Annotated in this window: 23 protein-coding genes; 9 read left to right on the top strand and 14 right to left on the bottom strand. The window is 59.3% G+C overall.

Annotation, left to right across the window (positions count from 1 at the left end; translation table 11 throughout):
- Nucleotides 1-16: 16 nt before the first annotated feature.
- Both pyk and J9788_RS09590 read left to right on the top strand, forming a co-directional pair.
- Nucleotides 17-1459 (top strand): pyruvate kinase, encoded by a 1443-nt coding sequence (gene pyk, locus J9788_RS09595; protein WP_019452801.1) that lies wholly within the window; start codon nucleotides 17-19, stop codon nucleotides 1457-1459.
- Nucleotides 1460-1543: 84 nt separating this feature from the next.
- Nucleotides 1544-2425, top strand: coding sequence for a leucine-rich repeat domain-containing protein (locus J9788_RS09590; RefSeq protein WP_182264316.1), 882 nt, complete (start codon nucleotides 1544-1546; stop codon nucleotides 2423-2425).
- A 48-nt stretch (nucleotides 2426-2473) separates the two neighbouring features.
- On the opposite strand, the gene lpxM is transcribed toward J9788_RS09590, so the two are convergent.
- From lpxM to znuA, 3 genes are all read right to left on the bottom strand, one after another.
- On the bottom strand, nucleotides 2474-3442 hold the full coding sequence (gene lpxM / locus J9788_RS09585) for a lauroyl-Kdo(2)-lipid IV(A) myristoyltransferase (protein WP_042785718.1): 969 nt from the start codon (nucleotides 3440-3442) through the stop codon (nucleotides 2474-2476).
- A gap of 150 nt (nucleotides 3443-3592) precedes the next feature.
- The gene (mepM, locus tag J9788_RS09580) at nucleotides 3593-4915 is read right to left on the bottom strand and encodes a murein DD-endopeptidase MepM (RefSeq protein WP_046896687.1); all 1323 of its coding nucleotides are present in this window, start codon (nucleotides 4913-4915) and stop codon (nucleotides 3593-3595) included.
- A gap of 20 nt (nucleotides 4916-4935) precedes the next feature.
- Entirely contained in the window at nucleotides 4936-5880 is a 945-nt protein-coding gene (gene znuA, locus J9788_RS09575; protein WP_182265089.1) for a zinc ABC transporter substrate-binding protein ZnuA, read from the bottom strand.
- 78 nt (nucleotides 5881-5958) lie between these two features.
- Here znuA and znuC point away from each other — a divergent pair, with 78 nt between their 5' ends.
- Nucleotides 5959-6717 (top strand): zinc ABC transporter ATP-binding protein ZnuC, encoded by a 759-nt coding sequence (gene znuC / locus J9788_RS09570; protein ID WP_004932357.1) that lies wholly within the window; start codon nucleotides 5959-5961, stop codon nucleotides 6715-6717.
- Entirely contained in the window at nucleotides 6714-7499 is a 786-nt protein-coding gene (gene znuB / locus J9788_RS09565) for a zinc ABC transporter permease subunit ZnuB (protein ID WP_033643351.1), read from the top strand. Before znuC ends, znuB begins: the two co-directional genes overlap by 4 nt.
- A gap of 61 nt (nucleotides 7500-7560) precedes the next feature.
- Here the strand turns inward: znuB and ruvB are convergent, their stop codons facing one another.
- The 7 genes from ruvB to J9788_RS09530 all read right to left on the bottom strand — a co-directional run bounded on the left by ruvB (nucleotide 7561) and on the right by J9788_RS09530 (nucleotide 13147).
- On the bottom strand, nucleotides 7561-8565 hold the full coding sequence (ruvB, locus tag J9788_RS09560) for a Holliday junction branch migration DNA helicase RuvB (protein ID WP_046896686.1): 1005 nt from the start codon (nucleotides 8563-8565) through the stop codon (nucleotides 7561-7563).
- Between the two features lie 19 nt (nucleotides 8566-8584).
- The gene (gene ruvA / locus J9788_RS09555) at nucleotides 8585-9196 is read right to left on the bottom strand and encodes a Holliday junction branch migration protein RuvA (RefSeq protein WP_033643353.1); all 612 of its coding nucleotides are present in this window, start codon (nucleotides 9194-9196) and stop codon (nucleotides 8585-8587) included.
- Between the two features lie 112 nt (nucleotides 9197-9308).
- A complete protein-coding gene (ruvC, locus tag J9788_RS09550) occupies nucleotides 9309-9830 on the bottom strand; it encodes a crossover junction endodeoxyribonuclease RuvC (RefSeq protein WP_004932367.1) in 522 nt (173 codons plus the stop codon).
- Nucleotides 9831-9887: 57 nt separating this feature from the next.
- On the bottom strand, nucleotides 9888-10631 hold the full coding sequence (locus tag J9788_RS09545; RefSeq protein WP_004932370.1) for a YebC/PmpR family DNA-binding transcriptional regulator: 744 nt from the start codon (nucleotides 10629-10631) through the stop codon (nucleotides 9888-9890).
- A gap of 19 nt (nucleotides 10632-10650) precedes the next feature.
- On the bottom strand, nucleotides 10651-11097 hold the full coding sequence (gene nudB, locus J9788_RS09540) for a dihydroneopterin triphosphate diphosphatase (RefSeq protein ID WP_004932373.1): 447 nt from the start codon (nucleotides 11095-11097) through the stop codon (nucleotides 10651-10653).
- Nucleotides 11097-12881 (bottom strand): aspartate--tRNA ligase, encoded by a 1785-nt coding sequence (gene aspS / locus J9788_RS09535; RefSeq protein ID WP_182264315.1) that lies wholly within the window; start codon nucleotides 12879-12881, stop codon nucleotides 11097-11099. Before aspS ends, nudB begins: the two co-directional genes overlap by 1 nt.
- 74 nt (nucleotides 12882-12955) lie before the next feature.
- Nucleotides 12956-13147 (bottom strand): FmdB family zinc ribbon protein, encoded by a 192-nt coding sequence (locus J9788_RS09530; protein ID WP_033632845.1) that lies wholly within the window; start codon nucleotides 13145-13147, stop codon nucleotides 12956-12958.
- Nucleotides 13148-13401: 254 nt separating this feature from the next.
- Here J9788_RS09530 and J9788_RS09525 point away from each other — a divergent pair, with 254 nt between their 5' ends.
- From J9788_RS09525 to cmoB, 5 genes are all read left to right on the top strand, one after another.
- Entirely contained in the window at nucleotides 13402-13980 is a 579-nt protein-coding gene (locus J9788_RS09525) for a hydrolase (RefSeq protein ID WP_094142736.1), read from the top strand.
- A 53-nt stretch (nucleotides 13981-14033) separates the two neighbouring features.
- Nucleotides 14034-14849: a DUF72 domain-containing protein gene (locus tag J9788_RS09520; protein WP_094142917.1), complete on the top strand. Its 816-nt coding sequence runs from the start codon at nucleotides 14034-14036 to the stop codon at nucleotides 14847-14849.
- Nucleotides 14850-14951: 102 nt separating this feature from the next.
- The gene (locus J9788_RS09515) at nucleotides 14952-15347 is read left to right on the top strand and encodes an MAPEG family protein (protein ID WP_004932387.1); all 396 of its coding nucleotides are present in this window, start codon (nucleotides 14952-14954) and stop codon (nucleotides 15345-15347) included.
- Between the two features lie 102 nt (nucleotides 15348-15449).
- On the top strand, nucleotides 15450-16193 hold the full coding sequence (gene cmoA, locus J9788_RS09510; RefSeq protein WP_033650946.1) for a carboxy-S-adenosyl-L-methionine synthase CmoA: 744 nt from the start codon (nucleotides 15450-15452) through the stop codon (nucleotides 16191-16193).
- A complete protein-coding gene (cmoB, locus tag J9788_RS09505; protein WP_182264314.1) occupies nucleotides 16190-17161 on the top strand; it encodes a tRNA 5-methoxyuridine(34)/uridine 5-oxyacetic acid(34) synthase CmoB in 972 nt (323 codons plus the stop codon). Before cmoA ends, cmoB begins: the two co-directional genes overlap by 4 nt.
- A 36-nt stretch (nucleotides 17162-17197) precedes the next feature.
- Here the strand turns inward: cmoB and J9788_RS09500 are convergent, their stop codons facing one another.
- The 4 genes from J9788_RS09500 to J9788_RS09485 all read right to left on the bottom strand — a co-directional run bounded on the left by J9788_RS09500 (nucleotide 17198) and on the right by J9788_RS09485 (nucleotide 24388).
- A complete protein-coding gene (locus J9788_RS09500; RefSeq protein WP_227414455.1) occupies nucleotides 17198-19306 on the bottom strand; it encodes an FKBP-type peptidyl-prolyl cis-trans isomerase N-terminal domain-containing protein in 2109 nt (702 codons plus the stop codon).
- Nucleotides 19303-19707: a hypothetical protein gene (locus J9788_RS09495; RefSeq protein WP_046896678.1), complete on the bottom strand. Its 405-nt coding sequence runs from the start codon at nucleotides 19705-19707 to the stop codon at nucleotides 19303-19305. Before J9788_RS09495 ends, J9788_RS09500 begins: the two co-directional genes overlap by 4 nt.
- Nucleotides 19708-20361: 654 nt before the next feature.
- Nucleotides 20362-22311, bottom strand: a complete 1950-nt coding sequence (locus J9788_RS09490) for a M48 family metallopeptidase (protein ID WP_182264313.1) — start codon at nucleotides 22309-22311, stop codon at nucleotides 20362-20364.
- Nucleotides 22304-24388, bottom strand: coding sequence for a DUF4034 domain-containing protein (locus tag J9788_RS09485; protein WP_182264312.1), 2085 nt, complete (start codon nucleotides 24386-24388; stop codon nucleotides 22304-22306). The genes J9788_RS09490 and J9788_RS09485 overlap by 8 nt, the downstream gene beginning before the upstream one ends.
- Between the last annotated feature and the right edge of the window lie 190 nt (nucleotides 24389-24578).

Raw genomic sequence — 24578 nt, 5'->3', positions numbered from 1 at the left:
GTCAACGGAGTAATACATGTCCAGACGGCTCAGAAGAACCAAAATCGTTACCACCCTGGGTCCGGCTACAGACCGCGACAATAATCTGGAAAAGATCATTGCCGCCGGCGCCAACGTAGTTCGGCTTAACTTCTCCCACGGCAGCCCGGAAGATCACCAGGCTCGCGCAGACAAAGTTCGCGAAATCGCCGCTAAACTGGGACGTCACGTCGCTATCCTCGGCGATCTGCAAGGGCCGAAAATCCGCGTTTCCACCTTCAAGGAAGGCAAAATCTTCCTCAACGTGGGCGATAAATTCCTGCTGGACGCCAACCTGTCAAAAGGCGAAGGCGATAAAGAAAAAGTCGGTATCGACTATAAAGGCCTGCCTGCCGACGTCGTGCCGGGCGACGTCTTGCTGCTCGACGACGGCCGCGTTCAGCTGAAAGTGCTCGAAGTTCAGGGCATGAAAGTGTTTACCGAAGTCACCGTTGGCGGCCCGTTGTCCAACAACAAGGGCATCAACAAACTCGGCGGCGGCCTGTCGGCCGAAGCGCTGACCGAAAAAGACAAGGCGGACATCGTCACCGCCGCCAAGATCGGCGTCGACTACCTGGCGGTCTCCTTCCCGCGCACCGGTGAAGACCTGAACTATGCTCGCCGCCTGGCGCGCGACGCAGGCTGCAACGCCAAGATCGTGTCCAAGGTTGAGCGCGCCGAAGCGGTCTGCAGCGACGAAGCGATGGACGACATCATTCTCGCCTCCGACGTGGTGATGGTCGCCCGTGGCGATCTGGGCGTCGAAATCGGCGATCCGGAGCTGGTCGGGATCCAGAAGAAACTGATCCGCCGCGCCCGTACTCTGAACCGCGCGGTGATCACCGCGACTCAGATGATGGAGTCGATGATCACCAACCCGATGCCGACCCGCGCCGAAGTCATGGACGTGGCCAACGCCGTGCTGGACGGCACCGACGCCGTCATGCTGTCGGCGGAAACCGCTGCCGGCCAATACCCGGCGGAAACCGTGGCGGCGATGGCGCGCGTTTGTCTGGGCGCCGAGAAGATCCCGAGCATCAACGTTTCCAAACACCGTCTGGACGTGCAGTTCGACAATATCGAAGAGGCGATCGCCATGTCTTCGATGTATGCGGCCAACCACCTGAAAGGCGTCACCGCGCTGATCGCCATGACCGAGTCCGGCCGCACCGCGCTGATGATGTCACGCATCAGCTCCGGCCTGCCGATCTTCGCCATGTCGCGGCATGAGCACACGCTTAACCTGACCGCACTGTATCGCGGCGTGACGCCGGTGTATTTCGACAGCCATAAAGATGGCGTGATCGCCGCCAACGAAGCCGTCAATCGCCTGCGCGACAAAGGCTTCCTGGTCTCCGGCGATCTGGTGATCGTCACCCAGGGCGACGTGATGGAAACCGTCGGCACCACCAATACCAGCCGTATCCTGCGCGTCGAGTAATTCACGCCGCAGACGAAATGCCGGCCGGCCCACACAGGCCGGCATTTTTTTTGCTCTGACACTGCCATTACGACGGAGAACGCCATGCTCCACCAGCACAATCCCGCCTCGACCTGCGATGAGCTCGAGCTCGATGGACGCGGCCTGACGCAGCTCGACGAATCGCTGTTTGCCGGCCACGCGCTGCGCAAGGTAAGCCTGTACGACAATCGGCTGACGGTCTTCCCTACTTCCCTATTCCGGCATCGCAACCTGCAGGTGCTGAACATCTCTTGCAATCAGCTCGAGCATCTGCCCCCGGAGATAGGTCAGTTGCAACAGCTCGAGATGTTCGATTTTGGTCACAACCGCGCGAGCGAACTGCCCGAAACGTTGGGGCAACTGCACCGGCTGAAATACCTCTATCTGAGCGATAACGGCTTTAGCGACCTGCCGCGTGCGCTGGCGCAGCTGCAGCAGTTGGTTTACCTCAACGCGACCGATAACCGGCTGACCGCCTTGCCGCAGGCAATACCGAGGCTGGCGGCATTGCAGGAGCTGCGTTTATACAACAATCGCATCCGCAGCCTGCCGGCCGAAATCGGGCAGCTGCGCGCGCTGCGCGAGTTGCATATCATGAAAAATGCCCTGACCACGCTGCCGGCGGAAATGGCTCTGCTCGGCGAGCTTGAGATACTCGATGCGGCCAACAATGCCATCACCGAACTGCCGGCAGCCTTCTGCCGCCTGCCGCGATTGAGCGAGCTGAACCTGCGTTTTAATCAGCTGACGCGCCTGCCGGAAAATATCGGTGAGCTCACGGCGCTGAGAAGTCTGGATCTGCGCGCCAACCGACTGAGCGATCTGCCGGAAAGCCTCGGCGAACTGAGCCGGCTGCGCAAGCTGGATCTGCGCTGGAATGATTTCACCCACACGCCCAACGTCATTGACATCCTGCGGGCGCGCGGCTGTATGGTGCACATCTGAAGTGACGCCGGTCGGGTGAGACCCGGCCGGCGTTAGCGGTAGATAGGATTAGCGATACAGATCGTCGCGCGAGTAGGGTTCAATCTCCCCTTCCTTGCGCGTCTTCAACAGTTTGAGGATCCAGGTGTACTGCTCCGGGTTCGGGCCCACCAGATTCTCCACCTCTTCGTTCATGCGGCGGGCAATGCGCGGATCGTCCGCTTCGGCCAGATCGTCCATCGGCTCGCGAATATAAATATCCAGCATGCTGGTTTTGCCGTCGTACACCGGGAACAACGGCACGATCGCCGCACGACACACTTTCATCAACCGCCCGACCGCCGGCAACGTCGCCTTATAGGTGGCGAAGAAGTCGACAAACTCACTGTGCTCAGCGCCGTGATCCTGGTCGGGCAGATAGTAACCCCAATATCCCTGGCGAACCGAACTGATAAACGGTTTGATGCCATCATTGCGCGCGTGCATGCGACCGCCGAATTTACGACGCACGGCATTCCACAGGTAGTCGATCAGCTGATTGCGCTGATTGTGGAACATCGCCGCCATCGGTTGACCGCGCGCGGCCATCAACATCGCCGGCACATCCACCGCCCAGCCATGTGGCACCAGGAAAATCACGTTGCGCCCTTCCGCGCGGATCTTGTCCAACACCTCTTCACCGTGCCAACGCACGCGCTTGAGCACTTTTTCCGGTTTGGTGCAGGCCAGTTCCGCCATCAGCACCATCGACTGCGGCGCACAGGCGAACATCTGGTCGATAATGTGCTCACGCTCGCTTTCCGGCAGTTCCGGCAAGCAATACAGCAGGTTGATGCGGGCACGACGACGCGCCCCTTTCGCCAGCTTGCCGGCCAGTGTGCCGATCGCTCCCAGCACCGGATCGCGCAGGCGCGCAGGCACCAGCGAAACGCCGGCCATCAGGCCGGTTCCCAGCCATACGCCCCAGTAGCGCGGATATAAAAAGGCTTTTTGAAACTGCGGGATGAACTCTACGTTCGATTTCTTCTCGTTTTGCATGCACATGCTCTTCGCTTAGCAATTCGGCTAATCATAATTGCCATCACCAATTTTGCAATTAACAACCGCGAACCGCCCAGATAAAACAGCATCGGCCCGCAATCAGGCCGATGAAATTAACGGCGCCGGAGCGCCGGAATAAGGGGGACGTTAATCCAGTTGCAGCTGAGGAACCACTTCCTTCACCTGCGCCAGATAATCGCTGCGGTCTTTGCCGCTCAGGCCTTCGGAACGCGGCAGCTTGGCCGTCAGCGGGTTCACCGCCTGTTGACCGGTCCACAGTTCAAAGTGCAGGTGCGGCCCGGTGGAACGGCCGGTGTTGCCGGAGAGCGCTATGCGATCGCCACGCTTCACCTTCTGGCCCGGTTTCACCAGCAGCTTTTTCAGGTGCATGTAGCGCGTGGTGTATTGGCGACCGTGGCGGATCGCCACATAGTTGCCCGCTGCGCCGCTGCGCTTGGCGATCACCACCTCGCCGTCGCCGACCGCCAGCACCGGCGTGCCGACCGGCATGGCGAAATCGACGCCCTTGTGCGGCGCCACGCGGCCGGTCACCGGGTTAACCCGGCGCGGGTTGAAGTTGGAGGAGATGCGGAACTGTTTCATGGTTGGGAAACGCATGAAGCCGCGCGCCAGGCCAGAGCCCTGGCGATCGTAGAACTTGCCGTCCTCGGCGCGGATCGCATAGTAATCTTTGCCGCCCGTGCGCAGACGCACGCCCAACAGTTGGCTTTGCGATTTCTTGCCGTCGAAATGTTCGCGCGACATCAGCACGGAGAACTGGTCGCCCTTGCGCAGCTTGCGGAAATCGAGCTGCCATTGCAGCGCCTTGATCACCGCATTGATTTCGTTACGGCTCAACCCGGCGTCGCCGGCGCTGCTGACGAAGCTGCCGTTAACGCGGCCGCTGATCACGTTGTTGCGCCATTCGCCCTGCTGCGCCTCTTTCGACTCTTTGAAGCTGTTGCCGACGCGATCGTAGGTGCGGGTTTCGCGACGAGAAACCTCCCAGGTCAACTGCTGCAGATCGCCCGCTTCGTTTACGGTCCACGACAGCTGTTGGCCGATCTTCAGGTTGCGCAGATCGCGGTTTTGCGAAGCCAGCAGCGTGACATCCGACATATCGATGCCGTACTGCGTCAGAATGCTGCCGAGGGTATCGCCGGTGGAAACCACATATTCATGCACGCCATCATCGCCGGCATCCTTCTGATCCAGCTCATCCTGCGGGATTTCGTCATCGGGGGTGGGTTGGTCGGCATCTATCGGTTCACTAGCTTCGGGGAGCAATGACCGCATCTGGCTGGATTCTAACTCGACGCTCTTGGCGATGGGATTGTGTTCTGGGTGGTAAACAAAAGGCCGCCAAACAGCGACGGCCAATGTGACGACTGTCAGCGACCCCAGCATGACGCGGTGGGGCCGTGGCAGGTTGTTATACGCCAGAGCGATAGTTCGGACTATCTGCTGCACTCGATATTATCCTCATAAGCTTACTTCAGGCAGCTCACGTACTGGCTTGACAGCTGTGTCAGGAATTTCCCGTAGCTGTCCTTCCCCAGCGCGATGCCGATGCCCAGCGGGTCCAGCGTTCCGGAACGCACAGTGGTACCCTTGGCGACGGCATTGATTACGGCCGGCCTGAATTGTGGCTCAGCAAAAACGCATACCGCTTTCTGCTCAACCAACTGTGTTCGAATTTGGTGTAGGCGCTGTGCTCCAGGCTGAATTTCGGGATTGACGGTGAAATGGCCCAGCGGACTCAAACCGTAGTGTTTCTCAAAGTAGCCGTAAGCATCATGAAAAACAAAATAACCCTTACCTTGCACAGGCGTAAGCATGTTACCAACATTTTTGTCAGTTTGCGTCAGCAGATTCTCGAACTGGCGCAGGTTTGCGTCTAATTTGTCCTTATTTTGCGGCATAAGTTCCAACAATCTGTCGTGAATCGCGATCGCGGTCACTTTTGCCACCTCCGGCGACAGCCAAACGTGCATATTGTACTCGCCGTGATGATGCCCATGATCGTCATCAGCATGGTTATGCGCCTCGCCTGCATGATCATGATCGTCGTCATTTTCGCCTTTCATCAGCAGCGGCTTCACCGCGGGCAGTTCGCTGATGGCGAGTTTGCGGGTTGCCGAGATAGGCACCAGCGCCTTGGTCAGGAACGCTTCCATGTCCGGTCCGACCCACAGCACCAGGTCGGCAGAACGCAAACGCTGAATATCGGAAGGCCGCAGCGCGAAGTCGTGCGGCGAAGCGCCATCCGGCAGCAGCACCTCGGTCGGCGTCACGCCGTCGGCGATAGCCGAAGCGATAAAGCCCAGCGGACGAATCGTCGTCACCACCGCCGCGGAAGCGCTGCTCAGCGGACCGGCCATCAAGAATGCGCTGGCCAGCAGCGTGCGCTGCAGCCATTTATTTTTCTGTGCCATCATCAGTAATCCCATCGTTTTCATCAACAAGGCGTGATATTATAACATTCGCTTCGTTCTGCAACCTGTAATCTCGAGATGTCTACACTGATAACGCTAAAAAATATCTCCGTCGCCTTCGGCAGCCGCAAGGTGCTGTCGAATATTTCCCTCAGCCTGCAGCCCGGCCGTATTCTCACCCTGCTGGGCCCGAACGGCGCGGGTAAATCCACGCTGGTGCGCGTTGTGCTGGGGTTGGTAAAACCGACCGCCGGCACGCTGGAGCGTGAGCCCGATCTGCGCATCGGCTACGTGCCGCAAAAGCTGCACCTCGACGCTACCCTGCCATTGACCGTCAGCCGCTTTATGCGCCTGAAGCCGGGCGTAAAGAAAGCCGATATTCTGCCAGCGCTCAAACGCGTGCACGCCGCCCACCTGCTCGACCAGCCCATGCAAAAACTCTCCGGCGGTGAAAACCAACGCGTGCTGCTGGCGCGAGCGCTGCTGAATAAACCGCAACTGCTGGTGCTGGACGAACCCACGCAAGGGGTGGACGTCAATGGCCAACTGGCGCTGTACGATCTTATCGATCAGCTGCGCAAGGAGCTGGGGTGCGCCGTGCTGATGGTCTCGCACGATCTGCATCTGGTGATGGCGAAAACCGACGAGGTGTTGTGCCTCAATCAGCACATCTGCTGCTCCGGCGCGCCGGAGGTGGTCTCGATGCATCCCGAATTCATCGCCATGTTCGGCAACCGCGGCGCAGAGCAGCTGGCCGTGTATCGCCACCATCACAACCACCGTCACGACCTGCAGGGAAGGATTGTCTTGAAGAAAACCGGGAGCCGCGAAGCATGATTGAACTGTTACTTCCCGGCTGGCTGGCCGGGGTGTTGTTGGCCGGCGCCGCCGGGCCGCTGGGCTCTTTTGTGGTCTGGCGCCGGATGTCCTACTTCGGCGATACCCTGGCGCACGCCTCGCTACTCGGCGTCGCCTTCGGTCTGCTGCTGGACATCAATCCTTTCTATGCGGTGATCGCCATTACGCTGCTGCTGGCCCTGGCCCTGGTGTGGCTGGAGCGCCGCCCGCAGCTCTCGGTGGATACGCTGCTCGGCATTCTGGCCCACAGCGCGCTGTCGCTGGGGCTGGTGGTGGTGGCGCTGATGTCCAACGTGCGGGTCGATCTGATGGCCTACCTGTTCGGCGATCTGCTGTCGGTCACGCTGAGCGACATCGTGATGATCGCCGGCGGCGTCGCCGTGGTGCTGTTGGTGCTGTGGTGGCAGTGGCGCGATCTGCTGTCGATGACCATCAGCCCTGAGCTGGCGCACGTCGACGGCGTCAATCTGGCGCGGGCGCGCACCGTGCTGATGCTGGTCACCGCCTTGACCATCGGTCTGGCGATGAAATTCGTCGGCGCGCTGATCATCACCTCGCTGCTGATCATTCCGGCGGCCACCGCTCGCCGCTTCGCGCGCACGCCGGAGCAGATGGCGGGCATCGCGGTGCTGCTCGGGATGGTGGCGGTTACCGGCGGCCTGACCTTCTCGGCGTTTTACGATACGCCGGCCGGCCCTTCGGTGGTGCTCTGCGCCGCCGTGCTGTTCACGCTGAGCCTGTTTAAAAAACAGCAGGCTTGATTAAAGCCGGGATATGACAAGGGCCGCATCTGCGGCCCTTTCTTATTGGCGGATTAAAAACTTACTCTTCGCGTTCGAGACCAAAGTGCCGGTAGGCGTGCTGCGTCGCCAAACGGCCGCGCGGCGTGCGCTGGATAAAGCCTTGCTGGATCAGGAACGGTTCGATCACGTCTTCGATGGTCTCGCGCTCCTCGCCGATCGCCGCAGCCAGGTTATCCAACCCGACCGGGCCGCCGGTAAACTTGTCGATAATCGCCAACAGCAGTTTGCGATCCATATAGTCGAAGCCTTCGGCATCGACGTTGAGCATATCGAGCGCCTGCGCCGCCACCGCGCCGCTGATCACGCCGTTGGCGCGCACTTCGGCGAAGTCGCGCACACGGCGCAACAGACGGTTGGCGATGCGCGGCGTGCCGCGCGCGCGACGAGCCACCTCATGGGCCCCCTCGTCGGACAGCTCCAGCCCCAGACAGCCGGCGCTGCGCGAGACGATGTGCTGCAGATCGGCCACCTGATAAAACTCCAGCCGCTGGACAATGCCAAAGCGATCGCGCAGCGGTGACGTCAGCGAACCGGCGCGGGTGGTTGCCCCCACCAAGGTAAACGGCGGCAGATCGAGCTTAATCGAACGCGCCGCCGGCCCTTCGCCGATCATGATATCCAGCTGATAGTCTTCCATCGCCGGATACAGCACCTCTTCCACCACCGGTGACAGACGGTGAATCTCATCGATGAACAACACGTCATGCGGTTCAAGGTTGGTCAGCATCGCCGCCAGATCGCCGGCCTTCTCCAGCACCGGGCCGGAGGTGGTACGCAAATTCACGCCCATTTCGTTGGCCACGATGTTGGCCAGGGTGGTTTTCCCCAGCCCCGGCGGACCGAAGATCAGCAGGTGGTCGAGCGCGTCGCCGCGCTGCTTGGCCGCCTGGATGAAAATCTCCATCTGCTCGCGTACGTGCGGCTGGCCCACGTATTCGGTCAACAGCTTGGGACGAATGGCGCGATCGAGGACGTCTTCCTCGTTGAGCGGTTCGGCGGAGATCAGGCGATCGGCTTCAATCATTATCTACCTCTTAGCGGCCTTACAAAGCAGCGCGCAACGCGTCGCGGATCAGGGTCTCGCAGTCGGCACCCGGTTTGGCAATTTTGCTGACCATGCGGCTGGCTTCCTGCGGCTTATAGCCCAGCGCCACCAATGCCGAGACCGCTTCGGCCTCCGCATCCGCCTCAGGCGCTTTCTCAGCGGCGGACGGCAAGCTGATCTCGCTGCTGTTGAACAGATCGCCGTTGAGCCCTTTGAAGCGGTCTTTCATCTCTACCACCAGGCGTTCGGCGGTTTTCTTGCCCACCCCCGGCAGCTTGACCAGCGCGGTGATCTCTTCACGCTCCACCGCGCTGACGAACTGCTGCGCGGACATGCCGGACAGGATGGCGAGCGCCAGTTTCGGCCCGACGCCGTTGACCTTGATCAGCTCGCGGAACAGCGCGCGCTCTTGCTTATCGTTGAAACCGTACAGCAGCTGCGCATCTTCGCGCACCACGAAGTGGGTAAACACGATGGCCTCTTGCCCCAGTTCCGGCAGCTCGTAAAAGCAGGTCATCGGCATGTGCACTTCATAGCCCACGCCGTTCGCCTCCAATAACACCAGCGGCGGCTGCTTTTCCAGAATATTTCCTCTGAGACGACCTATCATTTACCCTCCTGCAGAATGACCGGGCATGGCGCCCTGCCATGCCGTTGCTGGTAAAGCTTATAACATAAAAAAGGCTGGATGAATATCCAGCCTGAGCAATCATCGCTTCGCGTCAGCGCAAACGCCCGCGCGCCAGGTTAAGCCGCCCTTCGCTCATCCGCAGCACGTTCTGGCTGAGGTGGCAGTGGGTGATGGCGATGGCCAGGGCGTCGGCGGCGTCCGCCTGCGGATTGGCCGAGAGTTTGAGCAGCGAGCGCACCATGTGCTGCACCTGCGCCTTTTCGGCTGCGCCGGTGCCGACCACGGTTTGTTTGACCTGCCGCGCCGCATACTCGAACACTTCCAGATTCTGATTCACCGCCGCGACGATCGCGACACCGCGCGCCTGGCCGAGCTTGAGCGCCGAATCCGGGTTCTTGGCCATAAACACCTGTTCGATGGCGAAGAAGTCGGGCTGAAACTGGGTGATGATCTCGCTGACGCCGGCGTAAATCAGCTTCAGCCGCGTCGGCATGTCGTCCACCACCGTGCGGATGCAGCCGCTGGCGATATAGCTCAACTGGCGCCCCTGCTGGCGGATAAGGCCATAGCCGGTGACGCGTGAGCCGGGATCGATACCGAGTATGATCGCCATATCTACATCCACCTTGCATGCACGGCGCCGCCTGACGGCGGCGCCCGTTTTACCGGATTACAGCGTCGCCGCCACTTCGTCGGAGATCTCACCGTTATGGTAAACTTCCTGCACGTCGTCGCAGTCTTCCAGCATATCGATCAGGCGCAGCAGCTTAGGCGCGGTTTCCGCATCCATGTCGGCCTTGGTCGATGGGATCATCGACACTTCCGCCGCTTCGGCTTCGAAGCCCGCCGCGGTCAGCGCGTCTTTCACCGCGCCCAGACTTTCCCAGGCGGTGAACACGTCGATGGCGCCATCGTCATAGGTCACGATGTCTTCCGCACCGGCTTCCAGCGCCGCTTCCATCACGCTGTCTTCATCCAGGCCCGGTGCGTAAGTGATCACGCCCTTCTTGGTGAACAGGTAAGCCACGGAACCGTCGGTACCCAGATTGCCGCCGCATTTGGTGAAGGCGTGACGCACTTCCGCCACGGTGCGGTTACGGTTGTCGCTCAGGCATTCGATCATGACGGCGGTGCCGCCAGGGCCGTAGCCTTCGTAGATGATGGTTTCCATGTTGGTATCATCATCGCCGCCCACGCCGCGCGCGATCGCCCGGTTCATGGTGTCGCGCGTCATGTTGTTCGACAGCGCCTTGTCCATCGCCGCGCGCAGACGCGGGTTGGAATCCGGATCGCCGCCGCCCAGCTTCGCGGCAGTGACCAGCTCACGAATAATCTTGGTGAAAATTTTACCGCGCTTGGCGTCCTGCGCCGCTTTACGGTGCTTTGTGTTGGCCCACTTACTATGACCTGCCATAAAAAATCTCCGAAAAAAACTACTGGACTGAATTGATCACGAACTCTTCAATCGCCTGCTGATTGCTCCACGACTTGGTCAACTTCACGGCCTCGGCCGCCTCAAGCCATTGGTAAGCGTGATGCTCGGTAATCACCGGATCGCGCTCCTCGGGCAACGCCAGACAGAACCAGTGCTCTTTATTGCGCGTGGTTCCCGGCGCATAGCGATGTCGCAAATGGACAAAGAGTTCAAACTCCACGCAGCGTTGGCAATCGAACAACGGCAGGTGCTCTGCTTCGATATCGATGCCGACTTCTTCCATGACCTCACGCCGCGCGGCATGCGGCGGCGACTCATCCTGCTCCAGACTGCCGGTGACCGACTGCCAGAACTCGGTATCGTCGCGCCGCTGTAACATCAGCACCCGACCACTGGATTTCGCGTAAATCACTACCAGGATAGATTCAGGGCGCTTATAACTCATCACTCGCTCTCTTGTTCCGCACCGGCTTTCTTTACCACGCTGATCGCCAGCTCCTGCAGCGACGCCGGGTTGGCGAAGCTCGGGGCGTCGGTCATCAGACAGGCCGCCGCGGTGGTTTTCGGGAAGGCTATCACGTCGCGGATATTGTCGGTGCCGGTCAGCAGCATCACCAGACGGTCCAGGCCGAAGGCCAGGCCGGCGTGCGGCGGCGTGCCGTACTTCAGCGCGTCCAGCAGGAAGCCGAACTTCTCGCGCTGTTCGTGTTCGTCGATGCCCAGAATGCTGAATACCGTCTGCTGCATTTCGCTGCGGTGAATACGCACCGAACCGCCGCCCACTTCGTAACCGTTGATGACCATGTCATAAGCGTTGGCGATAGCGTTGACCGGCGCTGCGGCCAGCTCTTCCGGGCTCATGTCGCGCGGCGAGGTGAACGGGTGGTGCATCGCCGCCAGGCCGCCCTCTTCGTCTTCTTCGAACATCGGGAAGTCGACCACCCACAGCGGCGCCCAGCTGTCGAGTTGGGTCAGCCCCAGATCGCGCCCCAGCTTCAGGCGCAGCGCGCCCATCGCATCGGTGACAATCTTGAAGCTGTCTGCGCCGAAGAACAGGATGTCGCCGGTCTGCGCGTCGGTACGCGCCAGAACAGCTTCCAGCACTTCCGCGCTGAGGAATTTGGCGATCGGGCTCTGCACGCCTTCCATGCCGGCGGCGCGGTCGTTGACCTTCAGCCAGGCCAGGCCTTTCGCGCCGTAGATGTTGACGAAAGCGCCGTACTCATCGATCTGCTTGCGGGTCAGCTGTGCGCCGCCCGGTACGCGGATCGCCGCCACGCGGCCTTTGGCGTCGTTGGCCGGGCCGGAGAATACTTTGAACTCGACGTCCTTGACCAGGTCGGCCACGTCCACCAGCTCCAGCGGGTTACGCAGGTCCGGCTTATCGGAACCAAAGCGACGCATCGCTTCGGCGAAGGTCATGACCGGGAAATCGCCCAGATCCACGCCCTTCACGTCCAGCCACAGTTCACGCGCCAGTTTCTCCATCACTTCACGCACCTGGTCGGCGGTCATGAAGGAGGTTTCGACGTCGATCTGGGTAAATTCAGGCTGACGGTCCGCACGCAGGTCTTCGTCACGGAAGCATTTGACGATCTGATAGTAACGATCGAAGCCGGACATCATCAGCAGCTGTTTAAACAGCTGCGGAGACTGCGGCAGCGCGTAGAATTTGCCCTTGTGCACGCGGCTCGGCACCAGGTAATCGCGGGCGCCTTCCGGCGTCGCTTTGGTCAGCATCGGCGTTTCGATGTCGAGGAAGCCGTGGCTGTCCATAAAACGGCGCACGAAGCTGGTGATTTTGGCGCGGGTCTTCAGACGCTCGGCCATTTCCGGGCGACGCAGATCCAGGTAGCGGTATTTCAGGCGCGCTTCTTCGCTGTTGACCTGATTGGAGTCCAGCGGCAGCGGCTCGGAGCGGTTGATGATCTCGAGCGCGTGGGCAAACACTTCCACTTCGCCGGTGGCCATATCTTTATTGATCTGGCTGTCCGGACGCGCACGCACGGTGCCGACGATCTGGATGCAGAACTCATTGCGCAGTTCGTAGGCCTTGTCGAACGCCACTTTTTCGTCCGGATCGAAGAACACCTGCACGATGCCTTCGCGGTCGCGCATATCAATAAAGATCAGGCCGCCGAGATCGCGACGACGATTGACCCAACCACACAGAGTGACTTCCTGGCCCACGTGGGACAGATTCAACTGCCCGCAATATTCAGTACGCATACGCTATCCTTTTACACAGCCGATGCCGCGCCGGGCTACTGCGCCCCTGTCGCGCGGCTGTTATCTGATAAATTCTACTTGTTACCCGGTTTAAAATCCGTCGCATACCAGCCGGTGCCCTTAAGCTGGAAACCGGAAGATGAAATCAACTTGGTCAACGCGGGCTGCCCACACGCCGGGCAGTCTGCCAGCGGCGCATCGGAAAATTTTTGCAATTTCTCTAACCGATGGTTGCAAGCACCACATGCATATTCATAAATCGGCATAGGTCGTTGGATTAAAGAGTGTTGAAAAAAGGGAGTCATTATAAAGGAAATTCATCCGCCCGATAAGTGCGAACACAGCATTGTTACTGCACTAAATGGCGCGTTTTTGTTCGAATCAACACATCGGTTAACAAATTTCCCATTAACCTGCGACAGTTTTTTCACGTAGCCTGATTCTCCCCCGGTTTTGCGCCGAACGCAGCTCGCCCGACGCGCCGAACAGTTTTTATCCACTTCGCAACGAGATGAAATCCATGCTGAAACTTGACGCCCAAACCACCGCTCTGGTGTTGATCGATTTGCAAAACGGCATTCTGCCCTACGCCGGCGGCCCGCACGGCGCCGACCAGGTGGTGGCGAACGCCGCCCTGCTGGCCGCGCGTTTTCGCATGCTGGGCGCGCCGGTGCTGTTGGTGCGCGTCGGTTGGTCAGACTCCTTCGCCGAGGCGCTGAAACAGCCGGTAGACAAGCCGGCTCCCGCGCCCGCCGGCGGTTTACCGGCCACCTGGTGGGAGTTCCCCACGCCGCTGGCGGTCTGCGACAGCGATATTCTGATCACCAAGCGCCAATGGGGCGCCTTCTACGGCACCGATCTGGACTTGCAGCTGCGCCGTCGCGGCATCAAATCCGTAGTCTTGGGCGGCATATCCACCAATATCGGCGTGGAATCCACCGCCCGCGCCGCCTGGGAACACGGCTATGAGCTGGTGATCGCCGAAGACGTCTGCAGCGCGCAGAACGCGGAAATGCACCGTTTCGCGTTCGAACACATCTTCCCGCGTTTGGCGCGGGTGCGCGACACCGGCGAAATTCTTGCCGCGCTCGACCGGTAACGTTAAGTTGTAGCCTGATAAGCCAAGCACAAGTAAAGGAAGACGATGCCGTGATCTACATCGGACTGCCACAGTGGCAACATGCAGCCTGGAACCGTATCGGGCTGCGCGACTTGGCGGATTACAGCCGCTACTTCAACTGCGTGGAGGGCAACACCACCTTCTATGCGCTGCCGAAGCTGGAAATCGTGCAGCGCTGGCGCGACATGACCGGCGACGATTTTCGCTTTTGCTTCAAATTCCCGTCGGACATCAGCCACAAAGCCGCCCTGCGCAACTGCGCCGCCGAGCTGCAGGCGTTTTACCACTGCCTGAGCCCGGTGCATCAACGCATCGGGCAATTGTGGCTGCAGTTGCCCGCCGCCTTCGGCCCCGATGAGTTGCCGCGCATGTGGCAGTTCTTCGAAAGCCTGCCGCAGGAGTTCACTTACGGCGTCGAAGTGCGTCATCCGGCATTTTTCGCCAAAGGCGAAGAAGAGCGCGCGTTGAATCAGGGGCTGCATCAGCGCGGCATCAATCGGGTGATCCTCGACAGTCGCCCGGTGCATCACGCCGCCCCCAATACCGCCGCCGTGCGCGATGCCCAGCAGAAAAAACCGAAGCTGCCGGTGCACGCGCTGGTCACCGCCGGCCAACCGCTGGTGCGCTTTATCGGCGGCGACCAATTGGCCGACAACCTGCGCTGGTTCGAAGCCTGGCAGCAAAAACTGCCGCTGTGGCAGCAACAGCATCAACCGTATCTGTTTATTCATACGCCGGACAACGGCGATTCGCCCCAGCAAGCGCAAAAAATTTGGCAGCAGCTGCGCCTGGCGATCCCCGATTTGCCTGCGCCGCCAGACTGGCCGGAACAGGATGCACTGTTTTGACCTATTAATCTGACCAATAACATCAAATATTTCCCCGCGACAGTGAATACAATGACGGCTATGATGCTGGCTGCCAGTTTTGGTTAGGGAACGGAGTGAAAAATGGTAAGCGCGCTTTATGTGGTGCTCGGCGCATTGTTGTTGATCAAACTCTCTTATGACGTAGTCAGATTAAGGATGCAGTACCGCGTAGCCTACGGCGACGGCGGTTTTTACGAATTACAGACCGCCATCCGCGTACATGGCAACGCCGTTGAATACATTCCTATCGCTGCCGTATTGCTGGTGATTATGGAGATGAACGGCGCGGAAATCTGGATGATTCACCTCTGCGGCCTGATGCTGATGGCCGGGCGACTGGTGCATTACTACGGTTTGCGCAACCGCGAGGTTCGCTGGCGTCGTTCGGGCATGGCCGCGACCTACATCTCTTTGTTGTTGATGGTGCTGGCAAATATCTTCTATCTGCCCTGGGATTTGATTTTCAGCCTGCATTGATCCCGTTTTATCATCAGGCGGCCGCGCCGCCTGCTTCCGCTCCGCTTTTTTACGCTTTTCTGTTAGACTACGCAGCTTCGAATTCTGAACTGATTTGCCGCTATGCCAAACCGCGATACTCTTTTCTCCGCCCCCATCGCCAAACTGGGCGACTGGACCTTCGACGAACGCGTCGCCGAAGTGTTTCCCGACATGATCCAACGCTCCGTTCCCGGCTATTCCAACATCATCTCGATGATCGGCATGCTGGCCGAACGTTTTGTGCAACCCGACAGCCGGGTGTATGACCTGGGCTGCTCGCTGGGCGCGGCGACGCTGTCGATGCGGCGGAATATCAGGGTGCCCGGCTGCACTATCGTCGCCGTCGACAATTCGCCGGCGATGGTGGAACGTTGCCGCCGCCATATCGACGCCTTCCGCGCCGACACGCCGGTAGACGTCATCGAAGCCGATATTCGCGACATCGACATCGAAGACGCCTCGATGGTGGTGCTGAACTTTACGCTGCAGTTCCTCGAACCGGCCGATCGCCTGCGCCTGCTGGAGAAAATCTATCGCGGCCTGCGCCCGGGCGGTGCGCTGGTGTTGTCGGAAAAATTCAGCTTTGAAGACGCCGAAGTCGGCGAGCTGCTGTTCAACATGCACCACGATTTCAAGCGCGCCAACGGGTACAGCGAGCTGGAGATCAGTCAAAAACGCAGCATGCTGGAAAACGTGATGCTGACCGACTCAGTGGAAGCGCACAAGGCGCGTCTGCAACAGGCCGGATTCGAGCATGCCGAAGTGTGGTTCCAGTGCTTCAACTTCGGTTCGCTGATCGCCCTGAAAGCGGGGGATGCGCAATGATCGAGTTTGGTGACTTCTATCAGCGCATTGCCAAGAGCCCACTCAGCCATTGGCTGGATACGCTGCCCGCTCAGCTGAGCGCCTGGCAGCGCGAATCGCTGCACGGCAAATTCAAGCAGTGGTTCAACTCGGTGGAGCATTTGCCGACGCTGACTCCCACCCGTCTCGATCTGCTGCACGGCGTGCGCGCCGAGATGGAGCCGGGGCTGTCGCCGGGCCAGCTTGAAGGCATCGAGAAAATGCTGCGCACCCTGATGCCGTGGCGCAAAGGGCCCTTCTCGCTGTATGGCATCGATATCGATACCGAATGGCATTCTGATTGGAAATGGGATCGCGTACTGCCGCACATTTCTCCGCTGGCCGGCCGCACCATTCTCGACGTCGGCTGCGGCAGCGGCTATCACCTGTGGCGCATGATCGGCGCCGGCGCACACTTCGCCGTAGGCATCGATCCGATGCAGCTGTTCCTGTGCCAGTTTGAAGCGGTGCGCAAACTGTTGGGCGGCGATCAGCGCGCCCATCTGCTGCCGCTCGGTATTGAGCAGTTGCCGGATCTGGCGGCGTTCGACACCGTGTTCTCGATGGGGGTGCTGTATCATCGCCGCTCGCCGCTCGATCACCTGTACCAACTGAAAAATCAGCTGGTGCCTGAAGGTGAGCTGGTGCTGGAAACGCTGGTGGTGGAAGGCGACCGTCACCAGGTGCTGGTGCCGGGCGATCGTTATGCACAGATGCGCAACGTGTATTTCATCCCTTCCGCCGAAGCGCTGAAATGCTGGCTGGAGAAGTGTGGCTTCATCGACGTGAAGATCGCCGATATGTGCGTCACCAGCCTCGAAGAGCAGCGCCGCACCGACTGGATGACCAGCGAGTCGTTGGCCGAATTCCTCGATCCGAACGATCGCAGCAAAACGATCGAAGGCTATCCGGCGCCGCTGCGCGCTGTGCTGACCGCCAAAAAACCCTAGCGCTCGCTAATCGGGCCGGCCTGTGCCGGCCCCAATTTAGCCGTTGCTGACATCGACAATCCGCAGCTCATACACCATCGTCGCGTTCGGTGGGATCTGCGGCGCATACCCTGTTTCACCGTACGCCAACGCCGGCGGCACCACCATCGTCAGCGAACCGTGATTTTTCAGATGCCCGATCGCCTCACGGAACAGCGGCGGATAAGCGGAGAGCGGCTGGGACATCACCTTCCCACTGCGATCCATATCCTGAATCACGCGACCGTCGGTTAAACTTTCTTTCACCACGATATCCACCCGCGCGTTTTCCGTAATGGCTTCATCACCCGCATAATCGATGCGATACCAGAAACCGGAAGGCGACTTCCGCGTGCCCTTCTTCTTTTTAAACTCGGCGACGAACGCCTCACCCTTGCTGGTCTGCGTCTTCGCAGCCTGGCTTCTAGCCTCGTTCACCGCTTTTTCCGACTCCTCCAGTGCGCTGGTCAACTGCGCATCGCTCAACTGGTAATGGCCGTTGAAGGTATCGATCACGCCCGCCAGCAGCACGGTTTTATCAGGTGTGATGCCCCAATTTTTACGCTCCGCCAGCATCGTTTGAATATCGCGCCCCAAAGCGACACCGGCGGCGTAGCTCTGTTGCTCCGGTTTTTTCTTCAGCGCTTGCCTATCCGGCAGCCATTTGGCCCGCGCTCTCAGCCCGTCCAGTTCCTCACGCAAGGCTTGCTGCGCCTGATGCGCGGCCGCCAGCTCCATCGCCGCTTTATCAGCCTGTTGCGACGCGGTATCCCGTTGCTGCACTGCCTGCGCGCTTTCCGCCGTCAGCGCCGCCAGACGCTGTTCCAGCGCCTTAGCCTGCTCGGTTTGCGTTTTGTTTTTTTCCTGCAGCGTTGCCAACTGCCGCTGAAGCTCGCCCGTCGCTTTGGCGGCGTCTATCGCCTGCTTTGCCAACGCCGCCTGCAGGCTTTTCTCTTGTTGTTCGGCCTGTTGGCGTTGGTCATCACGCTCTTTTTGCAGCGCTGCCAGCTGCTGCTGAAGCTCGCCCGTCGCTTTAGCGGCCTCGGTCTTTTGCTGCTCCAGCGCCATCTTCAGGTTTTTCTCTTGCTGCCCGGCCTGTTGGCGTTGGCTTTCACGCTCTTTTTGCAGCGCTGCCAGCTGCTGCTGAAGTTCCCCCGTCGCTTTGGCGGCCGCGGTCTTTTGCTGCTCCAGCGCCATCTTCAGTTTTTTCTCTTGCTGCTCGGCCTGCTGGCGTTGGCTTTCACGCTCTTTTTGCAGCGTTGCCAGCTGCTGCTGAAGTTCCTCTGTCGCTTTGGCGGCCTCGGTCTTTTGCTGCTCCAGCGCCGTCTTCAGGCTTTTCTCCTGTTGCCCACCCTGCTGCCGTTTGCTTTCCTGCTCTTTTTGCAACTGCGCCAGCTGCTGTTGCAGCGCCCCGAGCGCCTTGGCGGCTTCAGCCTTCTGCTGTTCCAGTTCAGCGGCGGCCGCTTTTTTGTCCTGCTCATAACGCTGGCGCGCTTTATCGTTGGCGGCCTGCGCCGCCGCCAGTTTCTCCTGCCAGATCTGTTGCCGCGCGTTATCGCCCTGTTTTGGCAATGCCGCCAGCCGTTGCTCCAGCAAGGCGATGCGCCGATCTCGCTCCTCGGTTTGCTGTTTTTGCCGCGCTAACGCCGCTTGCGCCTCGGCGATTTGTGCCTGAACCTTACGCTCTTGCGGCGTCAGGTTGAGCGCCTGCCGCACGCCGCTGGCAAAGTCGCTCAACGCGCTCAGATCGGGCGCCGGCACCGGTTTATCGGCAGCCGCCAGGGAGGACGCAACGCGCAACGCGGTCAGTTCCCGCTGCAGTGATTGAATGGAAGCCTGCTGTTGCTCCAGTCGGGCATCTTTCTCGCGCAGCGCCTTTTGCCACTGCGCCAGCTGCTTCTTCTGCGCCGTCGCCTCACGCGTTTGAACCGGCCGGGATGCCGACTTCTGGGGAGCCTGGGGTTGCGTGACGGCGGCATCAGCCTCCGCTGCCGGTGCATCCTGCCGCTGGTAGCGCTCGGCAAACTGCAATAACGCCGGCACATCGTCATCCGCAGCGGCCACCGCCGGCGCAAACGCCAACGGTATCATCAGGCTCAGTAACGCCTTTCTCGCACGCGGGGTCATTGGGTGCGCTCTCCACGCTCAGCCAGACCGGTCATCATGGCAGAACTGATGTCTGCGCACAGACGGCTGGTGCGATAACGATACAGGGCGTCAACGGTTTCCTGCGTTCCCGTGTTGACCCGTTGGCGTACCCCGGCATATTGCGCGGCGCCGCCCATCAAGGTATCGAATTCGCGTTTGAATTTTTGGTATTTTTCGTTATCCATGCCGCGCATGGCATCCAGCTCGCGCTGGCACTGCTGCATGCGTTCGGCCTCACGTTGCCGTTTGTCTTGCTCCGCAATTTCTTCTGCGCTGGGGGGCTTACTTAAGGTAGAAACAGGCCGCTTGGTGGTCTGGCAGCCGGTCAGGGCCAAGGTCAGCAAAAGCGCAGCGGTCAAACAGTGTGCCGTTCGGGTCATTATCGTTATCTCCTTGTAAAGTCCGCCGTCGACGTGCTCTGTGGCTGCGCCGACGGCTCTCCTCATTGGTGCTGTGATGTTCCGGCCATCAGCCAGGCTGTGTTCGGACATGAAAACGCAGACGCAGCGTTGAGAGGCATGACGCCAATAATTCACCGCATCAATACATACAAAAAAAATCATTTAATATTATGATATTTAAAGGATTTTAACTCACAAACTTATCAGCAGGGCATGACGAGCGCAAGAAGAGATGGGGCCTGTTCGGCTGCAAAACGTCGTTGAAACCGGCAGGGGGTCTTTGCAAGACACAAAAAAACTTCCGCTCTTAAGATATGCTCAAGGTTGCGAACACGCTTGCATCGCCGGGCACCTGCGTTATCGGTTGCACTGAACGGTCATGAGACGCGGTAACGCATATCAGGACGCCGACACGCCATCTTCGATGTACTTTTAAGAGCGCAGAATCCACACAACAGTGCTATTGCAATTACTTTCACTGGAATCTCACGGTCATAAACCCAAAGCGCAACCACGTCACACCGCCGAGATTCACAACCAGACAAGGGCTACAGTCTCGAATGGAAGCCTGGCTGCTTCTGCTTCCTCCGAGTGACGACTTTCGCGTCTCGTACCCGCTTAGATCAGAGGCAACTACTTCAAAGGAAGCATTTCACTCTTTGCCAACCTTTGGGCGAGTGGAGTCTCTGCCGTGCAAAAATGCCAAAGAGGCACCGTTGGCAGGTTCGGGCTGAGGTTGGCAGCCATTCTTTGGCAGATTTCCTGTCGGCGACCACCACGCATCAGCAGGCGATCCAACACATACCGCCACCCCCGGACTCCGGTCACCACGACGAGTACATACCGGCTGAATCCACCGTCGATACGCGACTGCTTTTTGACCAGCCATTTCTGCTCGGCGTAGTGGGAAATGGCTCTCAGATCCCGTTCTACCTGACGAATGCGGTACAAGGGCAGCCCATGGTGCGCGAGATCATCGCCTTCATAAACCGTGCCAAACTCCGTGTCGATGTCCTTCTGGAGCCTGGCGGCGGCATCGGCGCGCAGGCGATGCCGTGCTGCGGTCAGCATGTCGCCACGCGCCAGGCTCAGGCGCGTCAACGCGCGCGAGCAGCGCAGCGTTTCCATCGGATCCTGCTCAATCGCCTGCTGCAGATATTCAGCGGCCACCTCAAGCCGGCCCTGTTCCTGACGCGCCAGGCCGATAGCATAGAGCACATCGGGATTGTCGGGCGCCAGCGCATGCGCCTGTTGCAACTCTTCCACCCAAGAGTGAGCACCCAACCGTCTGCTCTTGTCCGACATGGCCAGCCAGTCCCTGGCCGACAAGCGCTGGGTTGTGGCCCGTAAGCGCAGGGATTCATACGCAGCAACAGTTTCTTTCCAGTCTTGGTGGTGGTGTGCCCAGTCCGGCTCCGCATTCTTCAACCATTGCGCATCCATCTTCGCCGCCGCATCCTGTAGGAATGGCTCGGAAAACAACTGATGAGGAACGCCACCAATAAGAGAGCAGCCTCTCAAGGTTCTAGTATTTGCGCCCAGTCGGGACACTCGATCGTGCAACGACGGATGCGTATCTTCCTCGCCGGTGGGCGCACGCAAGGCGTGATAAATCCATTCCGTGGCCTGTTCCGGCCCCAAGTCGCCGATGCCTTTCCCCGAGGTGAGTTGAGAAAAAGGGGCTCCGCATGGCATGGACGAGTATCTGGCTTCGGCCCATAGAAGAGGCCAAAATTCCTGGTGCAGATAGCATCCGGCTAACTCCAGCGAATATAGCGCCTGAATGATGGTCCGCCCGCCACGCCAACGGGTAGCCACCTGATCGGCCACATACTCGCCTGCCCGCTGGACGGCGAATGACCTGGCGTCGAGGCGAGGAACATACCAACGCAGAAATAGATGCAGGCAAGAACAGGAAACTCGATGAAACCAACGCCAATAGAGCGATGAAGACTCGCCGAACTCAGCAAGATTTTCCTCAAGTCGGATCAGTAGCTGACGCAAGTCTTGAATGCGCTTATTGAGCAATCCATGTTTTCCCATCAGATGGCCGAACTCATGAGCGATGATCGCGCCGACCTGCCCGACAGGCAGCAGACACAACAGAGGCAGCCCGATTTCCATCGTCTGCTGAGTCTTACCTAACCAAGGAAAAGACGCGCGCTGCGAGATACTCGCGTTCAATCGTTTGGACAGGATTACCCTGCTCAGCTTCGGGCCGCCAATACAATCGCGAACCGAATCTATCAGGGCATACAACCCAGGAGCATCCTGTTTTCGCAGCGCCAGCGCTTCTTCTAAGCCATATTCAGCGGGCCGCTGCAGCGCCCGAAAGAACGCGATGCCATAGAAAATGACCACCAAGATCAATAGCGCCATTGCAGCCCCTTGCAACCATGGGAACACGTACAGGGCCAATCCCAGCAAAGCCAGGATGGGAAGCAGCGCCAGTCCAGCAATGGCTACATATCCGATGGCCAACCAACACCAAACGCGCAAGCGCTCTCGCCAATGTGTCAATTCAAGCGATTTGGTAAGCGACGGCGAGCTATCTGCGCCATTCCCCAGGGACTTATCAGGCAAAATCAAGCTCTCCTCTGCCGAAGGTCAAATGACGTACACGGTCATCGATGCGCCCACGATCCCTGCGAAAATCGAGTGCAGCCCGCCAGGCGCCGAGGAAAGTGCCGCGCCGATAGATATTGTCCGCCAGGCTGAGATAGCGCTCATCATCGGGAGAAATCGCCAAGGCGCGATCAATCCAGATTTTCGCCAGGTATCGATTCGGTGCACAGCCCCTGCCCTCCAAAAAAGCAATTGCATAGCTGTGCGCAGCTACACGCTGGTCGTGCTCATCGTCTTCAGCCCACATCCAGGCAAGGACCTTATCCAGACTAGCACGGCGATCCTCTTCGATATCGCCATACATCATCAACCTGGCAAGGTTCACCGCCGCCGCAGATTCAAGCCGGGAGCCCCGCGCAGAGTTCTCCCAGACATCTTCAATCCATTCTTTGCACTGCGCATACTGCGCAGCGTTCAATGGTTGGTCATCGGCGGTAAGCTTATACACCAGATTGCAGCGGGCGATGTGATGCCCCGCCTCGGCGGCCTGACGCAACCACTGGAATGAGAGTGCTTCGTCGATGGGAGTGAATGCAGGGTCTATCTTGCCGGCATACAGCTCGCTCATGCCCATGTAACCATCGCCATTACCACGCGCGATACACTCCTGCCACAGGAACATCACGGCTTCTTGAGGAACATAATCCCAAAGATTAGAGCCGAGTTGGGTGATGTTGATCATCGACTCTGTTGACGCCAACGCCCGATCGATAAGCTCGGTATGGTCATAAGCACCCGGCTCGATACCGAAAAGCCCGAACCGACTGCCGATGGCGGCGAGCAGTTGGGCCTCGCAGTCGTTGCCCCAGCGAACGGCACGATCCAGGACTTGCCTCAAAAGGTCCTGAGTATCGGGCATGCGGTTGAACCATAGGCAGGCCTGCAGGATATACAGCGTGTTCGGGTAGGCCGCCTCGGTGAGGTCAACTGCGGCGGGAACGGATGCCATGGCCTCGGTGAGCAGGTCGTAGGCACGTTGCAGCCGGGCTCGATCCCAAGACACCTCACCGCCATCTTCGCTGCGAGCCAGCGAGCAATGAAAATCAGCATACTTACACAGCGCTCGCCCCCGGCTCAACGGCGAAAGATCAAGTTGTATGCAGCGCTCGAACTCCTCGGCGAATGCGTTGAGACGCTCGGTGTCGTCTGTATCCGGGTACGCCCGGGAGCCGAGATAGTCTAACGCCTGGTCGAAACGCAACTCGTCGCGCTCCCGCTCGCTCAAACTGGCGCAGACAGGACCTTCGATAAAGGCGTCCATTTCGGCATGGCTTCCCCCCCAACGCGGGTAGAGAAAGTACAGATAATCTCCCAACACATCGCTGTCGCCGGGGCGAGCCGCCAGCGCAAGGCGAAGCCAGTAAGTCTTGCCGTCCTCCAGTTCCCCCGGCGCACGCGGCGGCAAGCCTGGCGGAAGCGCTTCTGGAATGTCCGCCAGGCCGTCACCATACTCTCTGAACAGTGCCAGGCCATCTTCCCAGGTTTTTGGATGCCATTGCGCCTGAAACGCGGCATGGCCAATCGGAACCAAGCCTTGCGCGAGGTCGAGAAGCCATCTCGGCTCTCCCAGATAGGCGCACAAACGCATCATGCGATGCAGTGCCATGGCCGGTCTTGGATGCAGGGCGATGGCCCGTAGGTAGGCCGCCAGCCCGTGGTCGCGCGCCATCTGCGCGCCAGCCCATTGGGCCTGCTCCACATAGTCTGCACAATATGTCGTACGTATCTTTTCGGCCGCACACTCCCAGGCTTGGCCGTAGAGCAGGTGCGCATGATATGACGCCGGCGAACTCTCGCACCATGCCTGCAACTGAGCCAGCATATCCGGCAACGGCAACGGCAACGACAACGGCCCCTCGATAAAGCGCGTCATATACCAGCCGTAACCATAGGCGCGACGCGGGGTATCCAGCCACTCAGCAGCGGCATCGTCGAAAAATGCCTCCAGCGGGCTAAATTGTCCTGTCGCCAGCTGCTGGCGCAGGGTTTTAAACTGCATATGCAGTGATTCGATAGAAAGAGAGTTGGAAAGCATGTTTAGATATCCATATTTGCACAAATTTACCAGATTCAGAAACCCAACTTATCGCAGAAAGCAATGTATCGCCTTCCCGTCCCGGGAGGCGTTCATCTTGTCGCCGGTTTTATATGGAGCTACAAAGATTTCAGAAATACTATTTTTGACTTACCCAATACTGAGTGAGGAAGCACTTATTAATTTTAAT

Source organism: Serratia sp. X10, assembly GCF_017811775.1.
GTDB classification, from domain to species: Bacteria; Pseudomonadota; Gammaproteobacteria; order Enterobacterales; family Enterobacteriaceae; genus Serratia; species Serratia ureilytica.
The sequence above is the reverse complement of the archived record's forward strand: the minus strand, read 5'-3'. Positions and strand labels throughout refer to the sequence as shown.

Excerpts from the sequence above, each read along its gene's own strand:
- J9788_RS09530 (WP_033632845.1), bottom strand. The coding sequence starts at position 13,147 with ATGCCGATTTATGAATATGCATGTGGTGCTTGCAACCATCGGTTAGAG.
- lpxM (WP_042785718.1), bottom strand. The coding sequence starts at position 3,442 with ATGCAAAACGAGAAGAAATCGAACGTAGAGTTCATCCCGCAGTTTCAA.
- ruvC (WP_004932367.1), bottom strand. The coding sequence starts at position 9,830 with ATGGCGATCATACTCGGTATCGATCCCGGCTCACGCGTCACCGGCTAT.
- aspS (WP_182264315.1), bottom strand. The coding sequence starts at position 12,881 with ATGCGTACTGAATATTGCGGGCAGTTGAATCTGTCCCACGTGGGCCAG.
- J9788_RS09590 (WP_182264316.1), top strand. The coding sequence starts at position 1,544 with ATGCTCCACCAGCACAATCCCGCCTCGACCTGCGATGAGCTCGAGCTC.
- J9788_RS09500 (WP_227414455.1), bottom strand. The coding sequence starts at position 19,306 with ATGACCCCGCGTGCGAGAAAGGCGTTACTGAGCCTGATGATACCGTTG.
- cmoA (WP_033650946.1), top strand. The coding sequence starts at position 15,450 with ATGCCAAACCGCGATACTCTTTTCTCCGCCCCCATCGCCAAACTGGGC.
- znuB (WP_033643351.1), top strand. The coding sequence starts at position 6,714 with ATGATTGAACTGTTACTTCCCGGCTGGCTGGCCGGGGTGTTGTTGGCC.
- nudB (WP_004932373.1), bottom strand. The coding sequence starts at position 11,097 with ATGAGTTATAAGCGCCCTGAATCTATCCTGGTAGTGATTTACGCGAAA.
- J9788_RS09545 (WP_004932370.1), bottom strand. The coding sequence starts at position 10,631 with ATGGCAGGTCATAGTAAGTGGGCCAACACAAAGCACCGTAAAGCGGCG.
- ruvA (WP_033643353.1), bottom strand. The coding sequence starts at position 9,196 with ATGATAGGTCGTCTCAGAGGAAATATTCTGGAAAAGCAGCCGCCGCTG.
- ruvB (WP_046896686.1), bottom strand. The coding sequence starts at position 8,565 with ATGATTGAAGCCGATCGCCTGATCTCCGCCGAACCGCTCAACGAGGAA.
- cmoB (WP_182264314.1), top strand. The coding sequence starts at position 16,190 with ATGATCGAGTTTGGTGACTTCTATCAGCGCATTGCCAAGAGCCCACTC.
- J9788_RS09495 (WP_046896678.1), bottom strand. The coding sequence starts at position 19,707 with ATGACCCGAACGGCACACTGTTTGACCGCTGCGCTTTTGCTGACCTTG.
- znuA (WP_182265089.1), bottom strand. The coding sequence starts at position 5,880 with ATGGCACAGAAAAATAAATGGCTGCAGCGCACGCTGCTGGCCAGCGCA.
- pyk (WP_019452801.1), top strand. The coding sequence starts at position 17 with ATGTCCAGACGGCTCAGAAGAACCAAAATCGTTACCACCCTGGGTCCG.
- J9788_RS09485 (WP_182264312.1), bottom strand. The coding sequence starts at position 24,388 with ATGCTTTCCAACTCTCTTTCTATCGAATCACTGCATATGCAGTTTAAA.
- J9788_RS09515 (WP_004932387.1), top strand. The coding sequence starts at position 14,952 with ATGGTAAGCGCGCTTTATGTGGTGCTCGGCGCATTGTTGTTGATCAAA.
- znuC (WP_004932357.1), top strand. The coding sequence starts at position 5,959 with ATGTCTACACTGATAACGCTAAAAAATATCTCCGTCGCCTTCGGCAGC.
- J9788_RS09525 (WP_094142736.1), top strand. The coding sequence starts at position 13,402 with ATGCTGAAACTTGACGCCCAAACCACCGCTCTGGTGTTGATCGATTTG.